The organism is Pseudoduganella rivuli (assembly GCF_009674485.1).
Taxonomy (GTDB): Bacteria; Pseudomonadota; Gammaproteobacteria; order Burkholderiales; family Burkholderiaceae_D; genus Rugamonas; species Rugamonas rivuli_B.
This window is the reverse complement of the sequence record NZ_WKJJ01000008.1, coordinates 263,614-284,329: the sequence shown is the minus strand read 5'-3', so window position 1 is coordinate 284,329 and position 20,716 is coordinate 263,614. Positions and strand designations below refer to the sequence as shown.

At 61.5% G+C, this 20,716-nt stretch carries 18 protein-coding genes; 15 read left to right on the top strand and 3 right to left on the bottom strand.

Translation table 11 applies throughout. The annotated features are described in order from the left end of the window. Window position 1 precedes the first annotated feature (1 nt). The 13 genes from clsB (at window position 2) to GJ700_RS14695 (ending at window position 14,090) form a co-directional block, all read left to right on the top strand. The gene (clsB, locus tag GJ700_RS14755) at window positions 2-1,165 is read left to right on the top strand and encodes a cardiolipin synthase ClsB (protein WP_154375072.1); all 1,164 of its coding nucleotides are present in this window, start codon (window positions 2-4) and stop codon (window positions 1,163-1,165) included. Then, window positions 1,158-1,541 (top strand): RNA-binding S4 domain-containing protein, encoded by a 384-nt coding sequence (locus tag GJ700_RS14750; protein WP_154375070.1) that lies wholly within the window; start codon window positions 1,158-1,160, stop codon window positions 1,539-1,541. The genes clsB and GJ700_RS14750 overlap by 8 nt, the downstream gene beginning before the upstream one ends. Before the next feature lie 116 nt (window positions 1,542-1,657). After that, a complete protein-coding gene (locus tag GJ700_RS14745; RefSeq protein ID WP_154375068.1) occupies window positions 1,658-2,113 on the top strand; it encodes a cache domain-containing protein in 456 nt (151 codons plus the stop codon). 243 nt (window positions 2,114-2,356) lie between these two features. Continuing rightward, on the top strand, window positions 2,357-2,947 hold the full coding sequence (locus GJ700_RS14740; RefSeq protein WP_154375066.1) for a TetR/AcrR family transcriptional regulator: 591 nt from the start codon (window positions 2,357-2,359) through the stop codon (window positions 2,945-2,947). A 109-nt stretch (window positions 2,948-3,056) separates the two neighbouring features. Continuing rightward, complete coding sequence (locus tag GJ700_RS14735) at window positions 3,057-4,847, top strand: acyl-CoA dehydrogenase C-terminal domain-containing protein (protein WP_154375064.1); 1,791 nt, start codon at window positions 3,057-3,059, stop codon at window positions 4,845-4,847. 68 nt (window positions 4,848-4,915) lie between these two features. After that, a complete protein-coding gene (locus tag GJ700_RS14730; protein WP_154375062.1) occupies window positions 4,916-7,315 on the top strand; it encodes a 3-hydroxyacyl-CoA dehydrogenase/enoyl-CoA hydratase family protein in 2,400 nt (799 codons plus the stop codon). Between the two features lie 82 nt (window positions 7,316-7,397). Beyond that, window positions 7,398-7,844 carry a PaaI family thioesterase gene (locus GJ700_RS14725; RefSeq protein WP_154375060.1) on the top strand — a complete coding sequence of 149 codons (447 nt, stop codon included), beginning with the start codon at window positions 7,398-7,400 and terminating at the stop codon, window positions 7,842-7,844. Between the two features lie 47 nt (window positions 7,845-7,891). Then, on the top strand, window positions 7,892-9,088 hold the full coding sequence (locus GJ700_RS14720) for an acetyl-CoA C-acyltransferase (RefSeq protein WP_154375058.1): 1,197 nt from the start codon (window positions 7,892-7,894) through the stop codon (window positions 9,086-9,088). A 206-nt stretch (window positions 9,089-9,294) separates the two neighbouring features. Further along, a complete protein-coding gene (locus GJ700_RS14715) occupies window positions 9,295-10,071 on the top strand; it encodes an enoyl-CoA hydratase (RefSeq protein ID WP_154375056.1) in 777 nt (258 codons plus the stop codon). Between the two features lie 272 nt (window positions 10,072-10,343). After that, the gene (locus tag GJ700_RS14710; protein WP_154375054.1) at window positions 10,344-11,183 is read left to right on the top strand and encodes an RNA ligase family protein; all 840 of its coding nucleotides are present in this window, start codon (window positions 10,344-10,346) and stop codon (window positions 11,181-11,183) included. Further along, window positions 11,180-12,316 (top strand): AAA family ATPase, encoded by a 1,137-nt coding sequence (locus tag GJ700_RS14705; protein ID WP_154375052.1) that lies wholly within the window; start codon window positions 11,180-11,182, stop codon window positions 12,314-12,316. The genes GJ700_RS14710 and GJ700_RS14705 overlap by 4 nt, the downstream gene beginning before the upstream one ends. A 245-nt stretch (window positions 12,317-12,561) precedes the next feature. Further along, window positions 12,562-12,795, top strand: a complete 234-nt coding sequence (locus GJ700_RS14700; RefSeq protein WP_154375050.1) for a helix-turn-helix transcriptional regulator — start codon at window positions 12,562-12,564, stop codon at window positions 12,793-12,795. Next, window positions 12,795-14,090, top strand: coding sequence for a type II toxin-antitoxin system HipA family toxin (locus GJ700_RS14695; RefSeq protein WP_154375047.1), 1,296 nt, complete (start codon window positions 12,795-12,797; stop codon window positions 14,088-14,090). The genes GJ700_RS14700 and GJ700_RS14695 overlap by 1 nt, the downstream gene beginning before the upstream one ends. A 10-nt stretch (window positions 14,091-14,100) precedes the next feature. Here GJ700_RS14695 and GJ700_RS14690 read toward each other — a convergent pair whose 3' ends face one another. After that, a complete protein-coding gene (locus GJ700_RS14690) occupies window positions 14,101-14,886 on the bottom strand; it encodes a substrate-binding periplasmic protein (RefSeq protein WP_154375045.1) in 786 nt (261 codons plus the stop codon). A 49-nt stretch (window positions 14,887-14,935) separates the two neighbouring features. Then, window positions 14,936-15,622: a substrate-binding periplasmic protein gene (locus GJ700_RS14685; protein WP_229507011.1), complete on the bottom strand. Its 687-nt coding sequence runs from the start codon at window positions 15,620-15,622 to the stop codon at window positions 14,936-14,938. A gap of 245 nt (window positions 15,623-15,867) precedes the next feature. On the opposite strand from GJ700_RS14685, the gene GJ700_RS14680 reads away from it, so the two are divergent. Both GJ700_RS14680 and GJ700_RS14675 read left to right on the top strand, forming a co-directional pair. Next, entirely contained in the window at window positions 15,868-18,303 is a 2,436-nt protein-coding gene (locus GJ700_RS14680) for a TonB-dependent receptor plug domain-containing protein (protein WP_154375041.1), read from the top strand. A gap of 3 nt (window positions 18,304-18,306) precedes the next feature. After that, window positions 18,307-19,212 (top strand): SAM hydrolase/SAM-dependent halogenase family protein, encoded by a 906-nt coding sequence (locus tag GJ700_RS14675; RefSeq protein ID WP_154375039.1) that lies wholly within the window; start codon window positions 18,307-18,309, stop codon window positions 19,210-19,212. 29 nt (window positions 19,213-19,241) lie between these two features. Here the strand turns inward: GJ700_RS14675 and GJ700_RS14670 are convergent, their stop codons facing one another. Beyond that, complete coding sequence (locus GJ700_RS14670) at window positions 19,242-20,615, bottom strand: family 43 glycosylhydrolase (protein WP_154375037.1); 1,374 nt, start codon at window positions 20,613-20,615, stop codon at window positions 19,242-19,244. Window positions 20,616-20,716 lie beyond the last annotated feature (101 nt).

Here is a 20,716-nt window from a genome sequence, read left to right as displayed (position 1 = left end):
CATGCGGTCGGTCAACTTTATCGCTGATAACGAAGTCAGGCTCTTGCACTGTGGTACGGATTACTTCCCGGCATTGCGGGAAGCGATCGATGCTGCCCAGTACGAGGTGTATTTCGAAACCTATATCTTCGCGGGGGACGAAACGGGGCAATCCGTGCTGGCTGCGCTGAAGAATGCCGCTGCGCGCGGCGTGGTGGTGCGCGTCATCACCGACTGGTATGGGACGGGCCACGGCCAGGTGTCGCGCATGGATGCGGCATTGCGCGAAGCGGGTGTCGAGCACCGCATCTTCAATCCCTGGTTCAAACGGGGCTTTACCCGTACGCACCGCAAGATTTGCGTGGTGGACCGGGAAATCGCATTTGTCGGCGGCATCAACATCAACGACGACATGTTCTGCGATTACGACCACAACATCAGCCTGTCCGCGCCACGGTGGGATTTTGCCGTGGCAGTGCAGGGACCGCTGGTGGCGGCCATCCACAAGGAAGCGCAAACGCAATGGCGCCGCCTGGGCCGGATGAGCATCATCAAGCGCATCGGCCTGCTCAATGAAATGCGCAAGGTGAACAAGATCGCGCGCCAAAGTTCCGTGCAGGCGGGCTTTGTCGTGCGCGACAACTGGCGCAACCGCGCCACCATCCAGAAAGCGTACTTGCAGGCGCTGGGCCGTGCCCGCAAGAGCGTGCTTCTGGCCAATCCCTACTTTGCACCGGGCCGGAAATTCCGCCGCGCGCTGGCCACCGCGGCGCAGCGGGGCGTGGAGGTAGTGCTGCTGATCGGCGTGGGGGAAATCTGGCTGCAGGATGCCGTGGCCCACTCGTTTTACCCGAAATTGCTGGCGGCCGGGGTCAAGGTGGTCGAGTACCACAAGACCCAGTTGCACGCGAAAGTCGCCGTCATCGACGATGACTGGGCCACGGTGGGTTCCAGCAATGTCGATGGCCTGAGCCTGTTCTTGAACCAGGAAGCCAACGTCGTCATCAAGGATGCGGCTTTTTCGCAAAGCCTGCGCCGCCATATCGAAGATGCGATTGCCGATGGTGTCGTCGTCCACGAGCACGAATACGCGCATGTGGGCCGCTTCCGCCGCATCGGCTATGAAATCGCATTCGTCGTGTACAAATTACTGATGCGGATTTTTGCCGCAGAGAAATATGCTTAAAGAAAACGTTCGTATCGATAAGTGGTTGTGGGCCGCCCGCTTCTTCAAGACCCGCTCGCTGGCCATCGACGCGATTGAATCCGGCCGCGTGAAAGTCGGCGGAGAGCGCATCAAACCGGCCCGCATCGTCCACCTGGGCGACAAATTGTCCATCGACAACGGCTCCGACAAATGGGACGTGCTGGTGCTGGGGATTTCAGACCAGCGCCAGGGCGCCCCGATCGCACGCCTGCTGTACGAGGAAAGCGAAGAGAGCATCGCCCGCCGCGCCACCGAGCAGGAGCGCCGCAGGCTGTTCCAGGACCCGGGCGCCGACTACAAGGGCCGCCCCACCAAGCGCGACCGGCGGGTAAGGGGGGGCCTGTTCGACGAATAACGAGGTCCCGCGTGTGTCTCCTGCGCAACAGGCATTTCGTCACAGTTTGCCGGTGCTAGTATGAAGCTGGCCGCTCCCGCAAGAGGACGGCGTCGACAAACACCAGGGAGACGACGATGAAGCAATGGCTGAAAGCGGTCTGGATGTGTTTTGTTGCACTGGCAATGCAAGCGCCCGTGCAGGCCCAGGAAAAGCGCACGCCTGAAGAAGCGGTGGCGATGGTCAAGAAAGCCGTCGCGTACTATAAGGAAGTGGGGCGGGAAAAAGCGATTGCCGAATACAACAACCCGAAGGGCAGGTTTGTCGACGGCGAGCTGTACATCTTTTCCTATGATATGAAGGGCGTCAATCTCGCCAGTCCCAATCCCAAGATCGTCGGCCGCAACATGCTTGACGTGAAAGACGTCAATGGCAAACCTACCGTGAAAAGCTACCTGGAAGTGGCCAATACCAAGGGCCAGGGCTGGGTGGATTTCGTCTGGCCCCACCCGATCACGGGCGCTTTGCAGCAAAAAACCGCGTACATCGAAAAAGTCGACGACATCCTCGTCGCATGCGGTATATACAAGTAGCGTCCATCGCCTTGCCCGGCGGCGTCCGCCGCCGGATGCCATAAAACCGGGCACAGCCAACTGCTGCGACGCACCAATAGAGCGCGATCTCTAACAATCCCCTTTGACTTTTATCACCTGGTGGATAATAGTACGAGCGTTCGCAATTCTTTTCACACGAAGGAAATCCAAGTGGTGGAAAATAAGATTTTCTGACTTGGATGAAAACTTTGAGTGGCAACTATTAATACTTCGATCAAATTTATGCGCAAGGGTGAATTAACTCGCGCAGCCATCCTGGACACGGCGCTGGAATTGGCCAGCCGGGACGGTTTGGAGGGCCTCACCATTGGCTTGCTCGCGGACAAGATGAACATGAGCAAGTCAGGGGTGTTTGCGCACTTCGGTTCGCGTGAAGACTTGCAGCTGGAAGTCTTGAAACTGTATCACCACCGTTTCGAGCAGGAAGTTTTCTTCCCCAGCATCAAGGAAGCGCGCGGTTTGCCCCGCTTGCGTGCGATGTTTGCGCGCTGGATCTCCCGCGTCAGCGAAGAGATCGCGTCAGGCTGCATCTACATCAGCGGCGCCGTCGAATACGACGACCGCCCCGGACCGATCCGGGAAGAGCTGGTGGCGATGGTGTCGGCGTGGCAGGGGGCGCTGCTGCGATGCGTGAAGCAGGCGGTGGAGACCGGTGACCTGAAACAGGACACCGATCCGCATCAGCTGGTGTACGAGATGTACGGCCTGATCCTGGCGGTCCATCACGATGCACGGTTGCTGCGGACTCCCGGCGCCGTCGAGCGTGCCAAAGTGGGCTTTGAACGTTTGATCGAGAATTACCGGAATCCGTAGTCGCCAGCGCAGTTGTATTAATGCGGTAGTACAGGCGGCTGCCAAGCGGCTGTGGGCGAACCGCAGTCAGCTTTCACTTACATTGTTATTTAGCCGTCAGGAGAAAATCATGGGTCAATACGTCGCGCCAATCCGGGATATGCAGTTCGTGCTGCACGAGTTCTTGAAGGTTGAAGAGCAACTGAAAGAACTGCCCACCCACGCTGAAATCGATGCCGACATCATCAACCAGGTGCTGGAAGAAGGCGGCAAGTTCACCTCCGAAGTGCTGTTCCCGCTGAACCACTCGGGCGACCGTGAAGGCTGCACGCACAACGCGGAAACCAAGACCGTGACCACTCCGAAAGGCTTCAAGGAAGCGTACAAGCAGTACGTTGAAGGCGGCTGGGCTGCGCTGGCCTGCGATCCGGAATACGGCGGCCAGGGTCTGCCGCTGGTCCTGAACAATTCGTTCTATGAAATGCTGAACTCGGCCAACCAGGCGTGGACCATGTATCCAGGCCTGTCGCATGGCGCGTACGAGTGCCTGAAAGAACACGGCACCGACGAACAGAAACGCCTGTACCTGCCGAAACTGGTGTCCGGCGAATGGACCGGCACCATGTGCCTGACCGAACCGCACTGCGGCACCGACCTGGGCATGCTGCGTACCAAGGCCATCCCGAACGCCGACGGTTCGTGGGACATCACCGGCGCCAAGATCTTCATCTCGGCCGGCGAACACGACATGTCGGAAAACATCCTGCACCTGGTGCTGGCCCGCGTGCCGGACGCACCGGAAGGCTCGAAAGGCATTTCGCTGTTCCTGGTACCGAAATACCTGCCGACCGCCGACGGCAAGATCGGTGAGCGCAACCCGATCTTCTGCGGCGCGATCGAAGAAAAAATGGGCATCCACGGCAACTCGACTTGCCAGATGAACCTGGACGGCGCCAAAGGCTGGATCATCGGCCAGCCGAACAAGGGCTTGAACGCGATGTTCGTGTTCATGAACGCCGCCCGCCTGGGCGTGGGCATGCAATCGCTGGGCCTGACCGAAGTGGCTTACCAGAACGCCCTGGTGTACGCGAAAGACCGCCTGCAAATGCGCTCGCTGTCCGGCGTGAAAAACCCGGACGGTCCTGCCGACCCGATCATCGTGCACCCGGACGTGCGCCGCATGCTGCTGACCGCCAAAGCCTACGCTGAAGGCGCCCGCGCATTCACGTCGTACGTGGCGCTGCAGATCGACCGCGAACTGCACCACCCTGACGAAGACGTGCGCAAAGAGTGCGCCGACGAAGTCGCGCTGCTGACCCCGATCATCAAGGCCTTCATCACCGACAACGGCTGGATCGCCACGTCGGAAGCCATGCAAGTGTACGGCGGCCACGGCTACATCTCCGAGTGGGGCATGGAACAATACGTGCGCGACGCCCGTATCAACCTGATCTACGAAGGCACCAACACCGTGCAGGCGCTGGACCTGCTGGGCCGCAAGATCCTGATGGACAACGGCGCCAAGCTGCGCAAGTTCGGCGAGAAAGTGCGCGCCTTCGTGGAAGAAAACGGCACCGACGAAGCGATGTCCGAATTCGTGACCCCGCTGGGCGAACTGGGCGAAAAAGTCGGCAAGCTGACCATGGAAATCGGCATGAAAGCCTTCCAGAACCAGGACGAAGTGGGCGCGGCCGCCGTGCCATACCTGCGCGTCGTGGGCCACCTGGTGTACAGCTACTTCTTCGCGCAAATGGCGAAGATCGCACTGGCCAAGCAAGATTCCGGCGACAACTTCTACAAAGCCAAACTGGCAACGGCGCGCTTCTACTTCGGCCGCCTGTACCCTGAAACCGCAACCCAGATCCGTCTGGCACGCTCCGGCGCCGCCAACCTGATGTCCCTGGAAGCCGACCTGTTCTAATCAACTTAGTGGCGCATGAGACCGCTGGTGTTACCAGCGGTCTCAACCGCCATCGACCAAGGAAAAACATGAGCAACTTCAACGTGAAAAAAGTAGCCGTGCTGGGCGCCGGCGTGATGGGTGCGCAGATCGCCGCCCACTGCGTCAACGCCAAAGTACCGGTGGTTCTGTTCGACCTGCCAGGCAAGGAAGGCACGCCGAAGAACGGTATCGTGCTGCGCGCGATTGAAAACCTGAAAAAACTGTCGCCGGCGCCATTCGGCGACAAGGCCGACGCGGAACTGATCCAGGTCGCCAACTACGAAGACAACCTGGAACTGCTGGCCGGTTGCGACATCATCATCGAAGCCATCGCCGAGCGCATGGACTGGAAGCACGACCTGTACAAGAAGGTCGCGCCGCACATCGCGCCAAACGCGATCTTCGCATCGAACACGTCGGGCCTGTCGATCAACAAGCTGGCCGAAGGCTTCTCCGACGAACTGAAAGCGCGCTTCTGCGGCGTTCACTTCTTCAACCCACCGCGCTACATGCACCTGGTGGAACTGATCCCGACCACTTCGACGAAGCCGGAAATCCTGGATCAGCTGGAAACCTTCATGACGTCGACCCTGGGCAAGGGTGTCGTTCGTGCGAAAGATACGCCGAACTTCATCGCCAATCGCGTGGGCGTGTTCGGCATCCTGGCGATCATCCACGAAGCCGAGAAATTCGGCCTGTCGGTGGACGTGGTCGATGACCTGACCGGCGCCAAGCTGGGTCGCGCCAAGTCCGGCACCTTCCGTACCGCCGACGTCGTGGGCCTGGATACCATGGGTCACGTGATCAAGACCATGGAAGACAACCTGCCGAACGACCCGTTCTTCAGCATCTACAAAACGCCTGAAGTGCTGTCCGGCCTGGTGGCCAAGGGCGCGCTGGGCCAGAAATCCGGCGCCGGCTTCTACAAGAAAGTCGGCAAGGACATCCTGCGCCTGGACGCGGCCACCGGTGAATACGTCGCCGGCGGCAAAAAGGCTGACGACATCATCGCCCGCATCCTGAAAGAAAAGGATCCGGTCAAGAAGATGAAGGCGCTGCGCGAATCGACCAACCCGCAAGGCCAGTTCCTGTGGGCGATCTTCCGCGACGCGTTCCACTACATCGCGATCCACCTGGAATCGATCGCCGACAACGCCCGCGACATCGACTTCGCGATGCGCTGGGGCTTCGGCTGGAACACCGGTCCATTCGAAACGTGGCAAGCCTCCGGCTGGAGCCAGGTGGCGCAGTGGGTCAAGGAAGACATCGACGCGGGCAAGGCGCTGTGCAATGCACCGCTGCCGGCATGGGTGTTCGAAGGCCAGGTGGGCGAGAAGGGCGTGCATACCCCTGAAGGTTCGTACTCCCCGGCCACCAAGTCGTTCGCTCCGCGCTCGTCGCTCTCCGTGTACGACCGCCAGCAATTCCGCGCTCCGGTGTTCGGTTCGACCACCGCCGACGCGAAAACCTTTGGCACCACCGTGTTCGAAGACGATTCCGTGCGCCTGTGGCACTCCGGCGACGACGTCCTGGTGGTTTCGCTGAAGACCAAGATGCACGTGATCGGCCCAGGCGTGGTCGCCGGCCTGAAGCTGGCGCTGGCGGAAGCCGAGAAGAACTTCAAGGGCGTGGTGATCTGGAATACCGACGCATCCGAAGGCGGCGCCTTCTCCGCCGGCGCGGACCTGCAATCGGCACTGCCTGCGTTCATGCAGGGCGGCGCCAAGGCAGTCGACCCGATCATTCGCGAACTGCAAGACACCTTCCAGGCCATGAAGTACTCGAACGTGCCGGTGGTGGCTGCTGTTGCCGGCCTGGCGCTGGGCGGCGGCTGCGAAATGATGTTGCACGCTTCCAAGCGCGTGGCGTCGATCGAGTCGTACATCGGCCTGGTGGAAGTGGGCGTGGGCCTGATCCCTGCCGGCGGTGGCCTGAAAGAAGCCGCAGTGCGCGCAGCAACGCAAGCCAAAGGTAACGACATCCTGCAATTCCTGAAAACCGGCTTCACCAACGCGGCCACCGCGAACGTGTCGAAATCGGCCCTGGAAGCGAAGGCCATGGGTTACCTGAAAGAAGACGATGTGATCGTGTTCAACCCGTACGAACTGCTGCACGTGGCGAAAGTCACCGCGCGTTCGATGTTCGATGCCGGCTACCGCGCACCGATCCAGCGTCCTGTGACCGTGACCGGCCGCTACGGCTGGGGCACCATCAAGGGCCAACTGGTCAACATGCGCGATGGCGGCTTCATCTCCGCCCACGACTTCAAGCTGGGCGACATGATCGCCGAGATCGTGTCGGGCGGCGACATCGACCAGGGCAGTGTGGTGAGCGAACAGTGGCTGCTGGATATGGAACGCAAGGCCTTCCTGGAATTGCTGAACCATCCAAAAACCCAGGAACGCATCATGGGCATGCTGCAAACCGGCAAGCCAGTGCGTAACTGATCGCACGCCGGCAGATAGATGTCCGAATTAAATGTCCATTCTTAAACTGGCCTTTAAAGTCCTCTTGAAAGTGAAACCGAGCATGGTGTACGAACGTATCAAGCAGCAAATGATGGAAACCCTGCCGCTGGTGCGCACGCTCGGGATTCACATCGACAGCATCGGCCCCGGCACCGCCGAGGTATCGATGCCGGACGACAGCAAGCTGCACAACCACCTGGGCACGCCGCATGCCGGCGCCCTGTTCACGCTGGCGGAAACCGCGTCCGGCGCCGCCATGGCGGGTGGTTTTGCGGAGCTGATCATGGGACTGCGGCCGGTGGCCAAGGAATCGCGCATCCAGTACCAGAAAGTGGCCAAGGGCGCGACGCGCGCCTCGGGCCGCGTGCCGGGCGACCTGGCCGCGCTGAAGGCGCAGCTGGCCGCCGACGGCAAGATTGCCTTCCCTGTCAATGTCGATATTTTCGACCAGGAAGGCACCCTCGCGGCCCAGGTTCAAGTGGACTGGTATCTGTCGGCGAAACGGTAAGTACGCGATAAGCCGCTAATCGAACACAAAATTCTCGAAAGCACAAAATGAGCAAACAACTCCAAGACGCATACATCGTCGCAGCGACCCGCACCCCGATCGGCAAGGCGCCACGCGGCATGTTCAGCAAGACCCGCCCGGACGACCTGCTGGTCGCCGCCATCAAAGGCGCGATGGCTGCCGTACCGAACCTGGACCCGGCCCTGATCGTCGACGCCATTGTCGGCTGCTCGTTCCCTGAAGCGGAACAGGGCTTCAACATCGCCCGTAACTCGGTGGTGCTGGCCGGCTTGCCGAATACCGTGGGCGGCGTGACCATCAACCGTTACTGCGCATCGGGCATCACTGCCCTGGCCATGGCGGCGGACCGCATCCGCGTTGGCGAAGCCGACGTGATGATCGCCGGCGGCGTGGAATCGATGTCGATGGTGCCGATGATGGGCCACCACCCATCGATCAACATGGACACGTTCAAGGATGAAAACGTGGGCCTGGCGTACGGCATGGGCCTGACCGCCGAGAAAGTGGCGCAGCAGTGGAAAATCTCCCGCGAAGACCAGGATGCGTTCGGCCTGGAATCGCACCGCAAGGCCATCGCCGCCCAGCAAGCCGGCTTCTTCAAGGATGAAACCACCCCGGTGGAAATCATCACCCGCACGCCAGACCTGCGCACCGGTGAAATCAAGGTCGGCAAGCGCGTGGTCGACACCGACGAAGGCGCCCGCGCCGACGCGTCGATGGAGGGCATGGCCAAGCTGAAGCCTGTGTTCGCCGCCAAAGGCACCGTGACGGCCGCAACGTCGTCGCAAATGTCCGACGGCGCCGGCGCGCTGATCGTGGTGTCGGAAAAGATCCTCAAAGAGCACAACCTGACCCCGCTGGCCAAGTTCTCGTCGTTCGCCGTGCGTGGCGTGCCACCGGAAATCATGGGTATCGGCCCGAAAGTGGCGATCCCTGCCGCTTGCGCCGCCGCCGGCATCACCCAGGATCAACTGGACTGGATCGAACTGAATGAAGCGTTCGCCGCCCAGGCGCTGGCCGTGATCCGCGACCTGAACCTGGACACCAGCAAGGTCAACCCGATGGGCGGCGCGATCGCCCTGGGCCACCCGCTGGGCGCGACCGGCGCGATCCGTGCCGCCACCGTGGTGCACGCACTGCGCCGCAACAGCCTGAAATACGGCATGGTCACCATGTGCGTTGGCGCGGGTATGGGCGCGGCTGGTATCATCGAGCGCGTATAAGTACCGCTTATCACTGCTAAAAGGCGCCGCGGAAAACCCGGCGCCTTTTTTTGCATTGGGAACACCGAATGCGTAGGGCGGTTTCCGCGCAGCGGAAGCCGCCATGTATGTGCCGCGTTGACGCATGCATGGCGGCTTCGCCAAGGCGAAACCGCCCTACGGTGTTGGCACCCCATCGAATATTAGACTCATCACACGGAGACGAAATGGATATTCTCACCAGCAAGGCCAACGGCATCCTTACCATCGAATTCAACCGTCCGGAGCGCAAGAACGCGATCACGTCGGCCATGTACCAGGCCATGGCGGACGCCATCAACGAAGGCGAGCGCGATGCCGCCGTGCGCGCCATCCTGATCACGGGCAAGCCGGAAGTCTTCACCGCTGGTAACGACCTGGACGATTTCCTGAAATCCGCGCCGCGCAACGGCGACGATTTCATCAAGCTGCCCGTCTTCCAGTTCATGCAAGCATTGTCCGGCACCACGAAACCGGTGGTGGCGGCCGTGACGGGCCTGGCGATCGGGATCGGCACCACGCTGCTGATGCACTGCGACCTGGTCTACGCGGCCGATAACGCGAAATTCTCCGTGCCGTTCGCGCCGCTGGGCCTGTGCCCGGAATTCGGTTCCAGCGTACTGCTGGCGCAACTGGGCGGCCACGCGCGCGCCGCGGAAAAACTGATGCTGGGCGAGCCGTTCCTGGCACGGGAAGCCTACGACATGGGCCTGGTTTCCAAGCTGCTGCCGGCCGACGAAGTGCTGGCCTACGCGCAGGCGCAAGCGGCCAAGCTGGTGGCCCTGCCGGCATCGTCGATCCGCGCCACCAAGCGCCTGATGAAAGCCAACGGCGCCGATGCGCTGGCCACCGTGATGGCCACCGAAGGCAAGCTGTTCGGCGAAATGCTGCAAGCGCCGGAAGCCAAGGAAGCGTTCACGGCGTTCTTTGAGAAGCGCAAGCCGGATTTCAGCAAGTTCAACTGACCGGTATGAAGGGGGCGGCATTCCTGCCATGCCACCCCTGAAATTTCTGTAGACTTTTTGCTAAAAAACCGATTACACTCCCGTCCCTGCGCATTGTCGCGCAAGACACCACTGTAAGAATCGAGAACAACGTGCCTGTACGCCGCCAACATTCCTGCTGACGACAACGGATTTTCCGCTTGAGCGCCTTCGCTCAACGGGCATAGCTATCTCACGCTTTTCGCGCCCTATCTCCCTGTCGTCAGCTCCCCGTAATTCATCGGAGCATCATCATGACGACAAAATTCATCCAGAACCTGGAGCTGTACAAGTATCCGCGCACTGCGCACGTGGCGGGCTCACGCCTTCAACAAGGCGATGAGGGCCACGTCCCTTATTCAAACATTGCTGGCCGCTACATCGTGGTCGAGGAAAAGCTCGATGGCGGCAATGCGGGCGTCAGCTTTTCGCCGGCCGCCGAACTGCTGCTGCAATCGCGCGGCCATTACCTGACCGGCGGCGGACGGGAGCGCCAGTTCAACCTGTTCAAAAGCTGGGCGACTGCGCATGAAGCGGCGTTGCTGGAGAAGCTCGAAGACCGCTACATCATGTACGGTGAATGGATGCACAAGAAGCATTCCGTGTTTTATGACCGCTTGCCGGCTTACTTCAACGAATTCGACATATGGGACCGTAGCGCCGGCGTGTTCCTGTCGACGGCGAAGCGAGGCGCACTGCTGGCGGATGCGCCCGTGCTGGCCGTTCCCGTGCTGTACCGGGGAGCGGCGCCCCGGAAGCTGGCTGACCTGATGGCGATGATCGGTCCGTCGCTGGCCAAATCACCGGCATGGCGCAGCGTGTTTGAAGCCGTGGTGGCGCGCGAAGGGCTGGATCTTGCGAAGGCGTGGAAGATGGCGGACAAGTCCGACCTGATGGAAGGCTTATACATCAAAGTGGAAGAGGCGGGCCACGTGGTGGACCGGTTGAAACTGGTGCGCAGCGATTTCACGCAGGCGATCCTCGACGCGGACCAGCACCATGCGGCGCAGCCGTTCATCCCGAACCAGCTGGCCGACGGAGTCGATATTTTTGCGCCACGGATTTCGGTTGGATGGCCAGGGGAGGCACGATGAACTACAAAGATTTGCTGAAGCACGTTCCGGCGCCGGGCGAGGTCATCAACCTTGCCTGGGCGCTCGATGCGTTTCCGGCGCTGCGCCTGCTGGCGACAACGCCGCAGGATCCGCACTACCATGCGGAGGGCGACGTCTGGACCCACACGGTCATGGTGGTCAATGAACTGGTAAATGGTGGCGATTATGCCGCGTCGACAGCGGAACAACGGTTTATCCTGTTTTTTGCCGCGCTGCTGCACGACATCGCCAAACCCGATACCACGGTCATCGACGAGGTGACTGGCAAAATCGGCCAGCCGGGACATTCGCGGCGCGGTGCAATCGATGCGCGCATCGCGCTGTGGCGCTATGGCGTGCCGTTTGCGATACGCGAAGCCATTTGCAGGATCATTGCTGTCCACCAGCTGCCTTTCTTTGCCATTGCGGGAAACAAGGGCGGACAGCCGCCCGAATTCCTGATTCGCAAGCTGTCGCATGAGCTTGACCTGCGCCTGTTGGCGGCGGTGGCGGAAGCCGATATGCGGGGGCGCGATTATGTGGGCAAGGCCGACTGTCTGGTCGATATCGAATTGTTTCGGGAATTGGCGCGTGACGAAGGCTGCTATGGCATGCCGAGAAGCTTTGCCGACCTGGCGACGCAAGTAGCCTACTTTCGCGGGGCAGCCATTGCACCGGATTATCCATTCCATGCCGAATCCGGTTCGAACGTGATTGTCATGGCAGGCTTGCCTGCGTCCGGGAAAAATACCTGGGTCGCGAAGCATTGCGCCGCGTTGCCCGTGATTTCATTTGACGATGCGCGCGAAGCGCTGGGCCTGAAACACGGTGACAATGCCGGGGCTGCGGTGCACAAAGCCATCGACGATGCGAAGGCGCTGCTGCGGAACAAAGCCGGGTTCGTGTTTAACGCAACGCACATCAGCAGTTCCATGCGTAAAAAAACACTCGATCTTTTATATGCGTATCACGCCAGCGTGACGATCGTATATCTCGAGCAGTCTGAAGATGTCCTGATGTCGCGTAACACCAAACGGGACACGACACTGACCAACGCGTCGATCAGGCGCATGTTGTTCAAATGGGAAGTGCCGTTGCCGACTGAAGCACACCGGGTTGAATATCCTGCGTAACCAGGGGTGAATAGATTCCGATCTTGCTATCTCGTTGATAAATAAAGGAAAAACTAATTTTTGCATGAATTTGTGAATAGATTCATGCATAGATACTTTTAAGACTCCTGTGACTTAATGTGATGGATCGATCATATTTATATCTTTACTGCAAAGAAAAGTTATAAAAGTGAATGATCTATCACTTTTTGCTGCGGAGAGCCGGGCTAATGCTAAAATGTGATAGAGCTATCACAAGGATTGCCATGCCAGCGCCAACCCCCCCCAGTACCCTCGAAACCACCTCCCAATTAGGCGAACTGGTGCGGGCCATCCGCAAAGAACAGGGCCTGACCCAGCTCGACGTCGCCGGCCTGGCCGGCATGAGCAACCGCTTTGTCATCGATCTGGAGCGCGGCAAGGAAACCCTGCAAATGCAAAAGGTGCTCGATGTGCTGGCGTTGCTGGGCCTGGAAGTCGTGATCAGGAAGAAAGCGTAATGGCCGCGCCAGCCGCTCTTCCGCAAGCACTGTGGGTCTATGGCCCCGGCGGGTTGGTGGGGACGTTGCATCCAACGGAACCGCTTTCCTTCCGTTACAGTGCATCGTGGCTGGCCAATGCCGCCGCTACGCCGCTGCATCCGGGGATACCGCTGGGCGACGAGTTGATCGCTACGCCGTACGTCGCCGCATTCTTTGAAAATCTGCTGCCGGAAGGCGACCAGCGCAAATTGATCAGCCTGCGGGAGCAGGTCACCACCGTGTTCGGCCTGCTGTCGCGGGTGGGGGGCGAAAGCGCCGGCGCTTATGTGCTGTTGCCGGAAGGGGAGTCGCCGCAGGCGCCCATCTACCAATGGCTGACCTGGGAGCAAGTTGATGTGCTGGTGCATGCCAGCGGGGCGCGCGCAGCCGAGCGGGAAGCCATCGAACAGGCCGCGCAGGATATGCCGCGACCGCGCATGTCGATTTCCGGCGCACAGTTCAAAGTATTGCTGTATCTCGATGAACAGGGAAAGCCTGCCCGCCCCATGGGCAATGCCCCGTCCACCCACATCCTCAAGCCGGATATCGTGCGCCACGACATCAGCGTGTTTGCGTCCGCCGTCAACGAAACCATCGTCATGCTGGCTGCCGCGAAATGCGGCTTGCACACGGCGCGGGTGACTTACCAGCCGGTCGCCAACGCATGCCTGGTGGAGCGCTATGACCGCGTGCGGCAGGCGGATGGTTTGCTGCTTCGCGTCTGGCAGGCGGATTTTTGCCAGCTGCTGGGCAAGCCGTCCGACGTCAAGTACGAACACGATGGTGGTCCGTCGTTCGCGGATTGCTACGCCTTGCTGAAAATGTCGGTGCAACCGGCGGTCGACCGCCTGCAGCTATTGCGCTGGCTATTCTTCAACCTGTGCACGGGCAATAACGATTCCCATGCGAAGAACCTGTCGATGATGGCAACCCCGGTGGGCCTGCGGCTCGCGCCGTTCTACGACTTGATGTGCACGCGCGCCTATCCCGGCCTGGGGGCGCACTTCGCGTTCACGATTGCAGGCGAAAGCGAACCTGGCAAGCTGACGCATGAACACCTCGCCGGCTTGTCGCGCACGCTGGGCGTGGCGCCCCGGTATGTGTTGCAACTGGCGACGGACATGGCGCGCCAGACCGAGGCGGCGATTTCCGCCGCCGCCGCCGAAGTCTTGCCGATGCTGGCCCCGGGTGAACGTGTCATGGCGGAACGGCTGGTGCAAAAAATCGCTTCGCTGTCGCGCAGCATCGGCAAGCGGCTTTCCGTACCGGCGTAGCGATACAGCGCTATTCCTTCAGCGTCCGCGCATGCTCATCCATCGCCTTGCGCAGCGTTTGCTGGTACGCGGGGGATTTGCGGATGCGCGCCATCGTGTTCCACAGTTTTTCCATCGTTTCCCGGTTGCTGTCGCGGAATTGTTTCGACACGCCGAGGTAATACGGTTCGTCGGTAAACGGCACCGGCAGCGCCTCGATCTTGCCCGCGTATTGCGGTTGCCCCAGCAGCACGTTGCCGGTAAATTCCGACCCCACGGCCAGTTCCGCGCGGCCGGCCAGCAGTTTCTGGAAATTCGCTTCCAGGCCGCGCGCCGTGTTTTCCAGCGGGACGCCCATTTGTGTCAGGCGGTCCAGCAGCAGGACGGAGCCGAACGGCACCAGCACGGGCGTGTTCAGTTGCGTGAAGCGCGCGCCATCCCACGCCGCCGGTGTCCCCACGCGGCGGAACACCATCGCGCGGATATTGCCGACCGCGCGTGACGGATCGGGATCGTTGCCGTGCATGGGAAAGGCCATGAAGTCGGTCACGGACGCGGAGTAGGGCACGGTGGGAAAACCATCGACCGCGTTGACGCGCACCTCCTCGCGGCAGCGCGTGATGGGCGCCGGCCGGAATTCCACGGTGATGCCGAGTTCCCGGGCGGCTTCCCTGATCAGCACGTCCGCCACGCCGGTTCCTTGCGGCGTGATGTACGGCAGCCGCGAATGTTCATCGGTGCACAGCCGCAACGTGACGGCGGCGGCGGGCGTGGTGGCGAAGGCAAACACGAGGGCGCAGGCTGCGTGGCGAAGCATCGGTAAAGTCCCGGCGGGTGGAATTTACATTCTAGCGTCAGCGCAGTCTTCAGTGCAGCCCGTAGCGGGTACGGATCGTTGCCAACGCGCCACTTTGTTCCAATCGGGTAATAGCGTTGTTGATGCGGGCCAGCTGTTCCTGCGTGGTGCTGGACGCGTTCAGCATCAAGTGGACGGGCGCGCTGAAGGGCACATACGGCAGGGCGGTCAGCGCCACGCCCTGCTGCCTGGCTTCGTGCTGCAGCGCCGCCGCATCGCCCATGATCAATTCCGCCCGTCCGGCGCGGAACATTTGTATCCCCTGGCGGAACGTGCCGAAGGTATTGCGCCACGCGCCCGCATCCTGCGCTGCGGCGGCCCGCGCATAATCGGGCCCATACCAGCCGGCGCGGGGCGCCAGCACGGCGATACGCTGGCGCACGATGGCGTCGAAGCTGTCGATTTTTGCGAATTGCGGCAACTTGTCCGTTGCCGCGAACAAGCCGACCCGTTCATGGCGGTAGGGCGCGGAAAAGCGCGCGTAGCGGCGCCGTTCGTCGGTGCGGGAGGCGGCCAGCATCAAGTCCAGTTTCCCTTGGCGGAACAGGATTTCCCGGCGCAGCGCCGGCAATTCCGGCACCACTTCCAGTGTGCAGCCTGCTTCGCGGATGATGGCTTGCGCCAGTTCCACGTCGGCGCCCGCCGGTTCGCCGCTCTCGCCGCTGTAGATATACGGTGGCCACGATTCGGACGCCATCCGCAAATGGCAGGCGCACGCGGGGATTGCGGCAAGGCATAGCGCAGCAAGGAAAAAGGGGCGCGCGCGCATGGTGTGAACGGGACAGCCTGGAAAGTTTCAATGTGACAGATGCAATGCCTTAATTCAAGTGCATTGTGTGCGTGATAATTCCGCGACGCGCATATCGTTATGACAATTGCTGCGTTGGAACTGGCCCATATGCAAGTTAAGATCGATACAACGTTCTCATCTGCAAAAAAATCATGAAACCTTTGAAATTGCGGGCGCTGGCTTATGCGGCGCTGGCTGCCGGCGCTTCGGTGCAGGCTCAGGCGCAAGACAGTACGCTGGACCAGGTCACCATCGTCGGTTCCCGCGCCAAGGCGCGCACCGTGTTCGACAGCGCGGTTCCCGTCGACCTGTTCAATGCGCGTGAAGTCGCCAACGCGCTGTCGTCCGGCGAAGTCGGGGCGGCGCTGCAAAACCTGGCGCCATCGATCAACTTCCCCCGCATCGAATCGAGCGGCGCTTCCGATTCGGTGCGCGGCATCCAGTTGCGCGGGCTCGGCCCGGACCAGGTGCTGGTGCTGGTCAACGGCAAGCGCCGCCACGCCAGCGCGCTGCTGGATACGGAAAGCAGCTTTGCCGGCACGGTGCCGGTCGACATCAATGCCATCCCGTTTGGCGCCATCGAGCGCATTGAAATCCTGCGCGATGGCGCCGGTGCCCAATATGGCAGCGATGCGGTGGCCGGTGTCATCAACATCGTGCTGAAGAAGGGCCGTAGCGGCGGTACGGCGGCCATCGGCTATGGCGCGAACCATACGGATTTCAAGCCGACCGGGCAAAAACTGACCGATGGCCAGACCACCACCGTCAATGCCGATGCCGGCATCCCCGTGGGCGACACGGGTTTCCTGCGCTTCGGCTTCGACGCGCGCCGCCGCCAGCCGACTGAACGCGCCGGCAAGAGCGACGCGGGCTGGACTTCGTGGAACAGCACGCCAGCCGACCTGGCGCTGGACGGCAAAGTGCTGTTCAAATCCGGCGATGCGCAGCAGGACAGCGGCTCGCTGTTTTATAACGCGCTGGTCCCGCTGGGTGGCGGTATCGATGCGTACAGCTTTGCCACGTTGAACCGTCGCCTGTCCGATGGCAGCGCGTGGTTCCGTTATCCGGGCGATCCGTCGAATGTGCCGGCGCTGTACCCGTCCGGTTACCGCCCCGTCACACATGGCAACAAGCTTGACGCCAGCGTGGTGGCGGGCGTGAAATTCGCGGCAGGCGCGTGGCACCTCGACGCCAGTGCGCGCCATGGCGGCGACCGCTTCCATTACGGCGTGTCCAGCACCGTCAACGCATCGCTGGGTGCGCAAAGCCCCACCAGCTTCCACCTGGCGTCGTTCCGTACGCGCCAGCAAGGATTGAACCTCGACGCCACGCGCGAACTGGATCTTGGCTGGCCGGCGCCGGTCAGTGTGGCGCTCGGCGCGGAAGTGCTGCATGAAGCGTACCGCACGCTGCCGGGCGATCCGGCGTCGTATGCGGGCGGTCCGTTCACGGATGCGCCGCCCGGCGCGCAGGCGGGGCCGGGCTTGCGGCCGGGCGATGCGTTTGACGGCAGCCGCAACGTGAAGTCGCTCTATGCCGATGCGGAAACCGAATTCGGCGCGCTGTTGCTGGGCGCCGCCGCGCGCTGGTCCGATTACAGCGATTTCGGCAGCGCCACGACCGGCAAGCTGTCGGCGCGCTACAAGGTGGCGCCGGGATGGCTGGTGCGCGGCGCCGTCTCGAACAGTTTCCGCGCGCCCGCGCTGGCGCAGACGGGCTTCCGCTTCGCCACCTTGAACTTCAATGCCGATGGCACGGGCCTGCAGACTGCCGCGCTGTTGCCCGCCACCGATGCGCTGGCGCGCGCTTTCGGCGCGCAGCCGCTGAAACCGGAGAAATCGGACAACCTGTCTCTGGGCTTCGCATGGCGCGCAACGCCAGCCACCAGCTTGTCGGTCGATGCTTACCGCATCCGCCTGCGCGACCGCATCACCCGCACCAGCGATTTGCAGAGCGACGCCGTTAACGCCTACCTTGGCACGCAGGACCGCACCGACATCGGTTCCGTGGCCTTCCTTGCCAACCTGCTGGACACCACCACGCGCGGTATTGATGCGGTGCTGAACCATGAATTGAAAGCCGCTGGCGGTACGCTGAACCTGAGCGCCGCGCTCAACGTCAACAAGACGCGCCTGGACCAGGCCCGCACCAGCTCAACTGAACTGGCAAAGATCGACCCGGCATTGTCGCTGCTGACCGATGGCGGTCTGTTCCGCCTGAAGCACGCGTCGCCGAAAAATAAACTGGTGCTGGGCGCCGACTGGCAGGGCGGGGCAGTCGGCGTGCAGGCGCGCGCCACCCGCTTCGGCGCGCTGCAAGACTTCGTGTACGACAGCGAAGCGCCCGTCGTCGAAGGCGTCAATGCGCAATACTTTGGTCCCGTGTGGACGGTGGACCTGGAAGCGCAATACAAGGTCACGAAACAGTGGACGGTGGCGGTGGGCGGCAACAACCTGTTCGACCGCTATCCGGACCGCGTGCGCCAGACCAATGCGGCGACCTACGGCGGCGCGCTGCCCTATAACTTCATTAATCCGGTGGGCATCAATGGCGCTTACTTCTACGGCAAACTGACTTACACCTTTTAAAACATGAAACTCAAGCACTTCCTTACCGCGGCAGCATTCAGCGCGCTGGCGACGGCGCAGGCGCTGGCCGCCGATGCGCTGGTCTTAATGACCGATTTTGGCACCGCCGATGGCGCCGTTTCCGCCATGCGTGGCGTGGCGTTCGGCGTCGATCCGAAACTCGCCGTGTCCGACCTGACGCACCAGATTCCCGAATACGATATCTGGCTGGGCGCCTACCGCCTGTACCAGACGGCGAATTACTGGCCGCAGGGCACGGTGTTCGTGTCGGTGGTCGATCCCGGCGTCGGCACCACGCGCAAATCCGTGGTGCTGAAAACCAGGGGCGGGCGTTACTTTGTCGGCCCGGACAATGGCTTGTTCACGTTGATCGCGGAACGCGACGGTGTGGCGGAGTTGCGCGAAGTCGATGAAAAGGTCAACCGCCTGGCGGGGTCCGGCGAGTCGTACACCTTTCATGGCCGCGACGTGTATGCCTATGTGGGCGCGCGGCTGGCGTCGGGACAGATCGCGTTTGAACAGGTGGGCCCGGTGCTGCCGGCCGATTCCGTCGTCAAGCTGGCCTATAAAAAGCCGGTCCGGGAAGGCAATACCATCCGCGGCATGATTCCCGTGCTGGATGATAAATACGGCAACGTGTGGACCAACATTCCCAAATCGCAGTTTGCGGAACTGAACATCGCCGTGGGCGATCCCGTTAAAGTGCGCATCCTGCACAACGGCAAACCGGTGGGCACGTATGTCGCGCCGTTCCAGAATACGTTTGGCGCGGTGGCCAAGGGCAAGCCGCTGGTCTACCTCAACAGCCTGCTCGACGTGGCGGTGGCCATCAGCCAGGGCAACTTCGCGCGTCAGCACAAGGTGGGGGCTGGCCTGGACTGGGAAGTCGAGATCAGCAAGGGGAAATAAACCGCCTGCCGATCCCGATCCGGTAACGCTTATGGCCGCGTTAACGTCCACTGCTGGTTGGTGCCGTTATTCAGGTTGTACTGGATGATTTGCGCGTTTTCCGCCGTGCTCTTGTTGGCCACGTCCAGCACCATCCCGGACAGCAGGTTTTTCACCGTGACATAGCCGGCCGCGGGGCTGGCGAAACTCCAGTGCTGGCCATTGCCGGCCCAGTAGCTCCACTGCGCGATATTGGTGCCGGCCGTGGTGGAGTTGTCGTAGTCGTCGAGGCTCAGCAAGCTGTTGGCGTTGATGATGCTGTACTGGCCGTCACCGTGGCCCACCGCATACCATTGCTGGTTTTTCGCGCCGGTATAGGTTTGCTGCTGCACCAGCGCGCCATTGGTGGTGGCACTGCCCGCCACGGCCAGCGCCTTGCCGGACAGGCGCGACTTGATGACGTACGGGCCGTCGCTGACACCGCCGCAGCCATTGAAGTTCGTGAAATTGCGCGTCAGGACCGGCCAGCCGCCGCTATACGTCATGCGCAGGATATCGAGCTTGGCGTTGCCGCTGTCGGTCAGGTCGTAATAGTGGGTCGACACGAAGTTGCAGCCATCCTGTTTCAGCACACCGACGTGCCCCGGCCCCTTGTACTTGCCATCGACATTCGGCAGGATCGTGCGCGTGCCGGAATAAGGCCCGGTGACGGAGGTGGCGCGCTGCACTTCCACGTAGTACGTGCTATCCACGCCCTTGCAGCACGCGCCCCGGTTGACGAACAGGTAGTAATAACCGCCTTCGCGCACGATGTACGGCGCTTCCATGTCGACGCCGCCGCCGCCGAGGATTTTCGTCACGTTGCCGGCCAGCTTGCCCGTCGCCTGGTTGATTTCCGCCACGCCGATGCCGCCAAAGAACGAACCGTATGACATGTACACCTTGCCGTCATGGTCGCGGAACAGGGCCGGGTCGATGGCATTGATTTCCGTGCCGCCGCCGAACGACTCCACCACGATGCCGAGATCGGTCCAGCTGGGGTTTTTCAGCGACGGCGAACGGGCTACGCCGATGGCGGACGTGGTGGTGCCCCATTTCGACACGGAGTAGTACAGGTAGTACTGGCCATTCATGTGGATCACGTCCGGCGCCCAGAACGAACCCGAGAAATCCGGGATTTTGTTGGTAATCCACGACGGATACGTGGAAAACACGGGGGCCGGGCCGCCGGCCCAGTTCAGCATGTCCGTGGATTTCGAATACCAGATGCCGGTGCCGGTGGTGAAGTTGAACCAGGTGTCGCCATCCTTGGTCAGCGTGCCCGGGTCATGGGCGTTCTGCAAGCCTTGCAGGGTAATGGCGGGAGCGGTGGCCGGGGCGAGCGCTGCCGCCGCCAGGCATAGGGATGCCAGCAATTTCTTCAAAGTCGTCTCCTTGTTGTGTATTTTTTGGTGTTGCGGGGATCAGGTTAGGACGGCGCCCGGCGCGTATCCAATCACTTTTTTTCAGCAATCGATACCGGGAT

What these genes read in the sequence shown, in the direction of transcription:
- GJ700_RS14700 (WP_154375050.1), top strand. Translation starts at nt 12,562, where the DNA reads ATGCCAGCGCCAACCCCCCCCAGTACCCTCGAAACCACCTCCCAATTA.
- GJ700_RS14740 (WP_154375066.1), top strand. Translation starts at nt 2,357, where the DNA reads ATGCGCAAGGGTGAATTAACTCGCGCAGCCATCCTGGACACGGCGCTG.
- GJ700_RS14720 (WP_154375058.1), top strand. Translation starts at nt 7,892, where the DNA reads ATGAGCAAACAACTCCAAGACGCATACATCGTCGCAGCGACCCGCACC.
- GJ700_RS14675 (WP_154375039.1), top strand. Translation starts at nt 18,307, where the DNA reads ATGAAACTCAAGCACTTCCTTACCGCGGCAGCATTCAGCGCGCTGGCG.
- GJ700_RS14745 (WP_154375068.1), top strand. Translation starts at nt 1,658, where the DNA reads ATGAAGCAATGGCTGAAAGCGGTCTGGATGTGTTTTGTTGCACTGGCA.
- GJ700_RS14715 (WP_154375056.1), top strand. Translation starts at nt 9,295, where the DNA reads ATGGATATTCTCACCAGCAAGGCCAACGGCATCCTTACCATCGAATTC.
- GJ700_RS14710 (WP_154375054.1), top strand. Translation starts at nt 10,344, where the DNA reads ATGACGACAAAATTCATCCAGAACCTGGAGCTGTACAAGTATCCGCGC.
- clsB (WP_154375072.1), top strand. Translation starts at nt 2, where the DNA reads ATGCGGTCGGTCAACTTTATCGCTGATAACGAAGTCAGGCTCTTGCAC.
- GJ700_RS14690 (WP_154375045.1), bottom strand. Translation starts at nt 14,886, where the DNA reads ATGCTTCGCCACGCAGCCTGCGCCCTCGTGTTTGCCTTCGCCACCACG.
- GJ700_RS14725 (WP_154375060.1), top strand. Translation starts at nt 7,398, where the DNA reads ATGGTGTACGAACGTATCAAGCAGCAAATGATGGAAACCCTGCCGCTG.
- GJ700_RS14680 (WP_154375041.1), top strand. Translation starts at nt 15,868, where the DNA reads ATGAAACCTTTGAAATTGCGGGCGCTGGCTTATGCGGCGCTGGCTGCC.
- GJ700_RS14695 (WP_154375047.1), top strand. Translation starts at nt 12,795, where the DNA reads ATGGCCGCGCCAGCCGCTCTTCCGCAAGCACTGTGGGTCTATGGCCCC.
- GJ700_RS14750 (WP_154375070.1), top strand. Translation starts at nt 1,158, where the DNA reads ATGCTTAAAGAAAACGTTCGTATCGATAAGTGGTTGTGGGCCGCCCGC.
- GJ700_RS14705 (WP_154375052.1), top strand. Translation starts at nt 11,180, where the DNA reads ATGAACTACAAAGATTTGCTGAAGCACGTTCCGGCGCCGGGCGAGGTC.
- GJ700_RS14735 (WP_154375064.1), top strand. Translation starts at nt 3,057, where the DNA reads ATGGGTCAATACGTCGCGCCAATCCGGGATATGCAGTTCGTGCTGCAC.
- GJ700_RS14730 (WP_154375062.1), top strand. Translation starts at nt 4,916, where the DNA reads ATGAGCAACTTCAACGTGAAAAAAGTAGCCGTGCTGGGCGCCGGCGTG.
- GJ700_RS14685 (WP_229507011.1), bottom strand. Translation starts at nt 15,622, where the DNA reads ATGGCGTCCGAATCGTGGCCACCGTATATCTACAGCGGCGAGAGCGGC.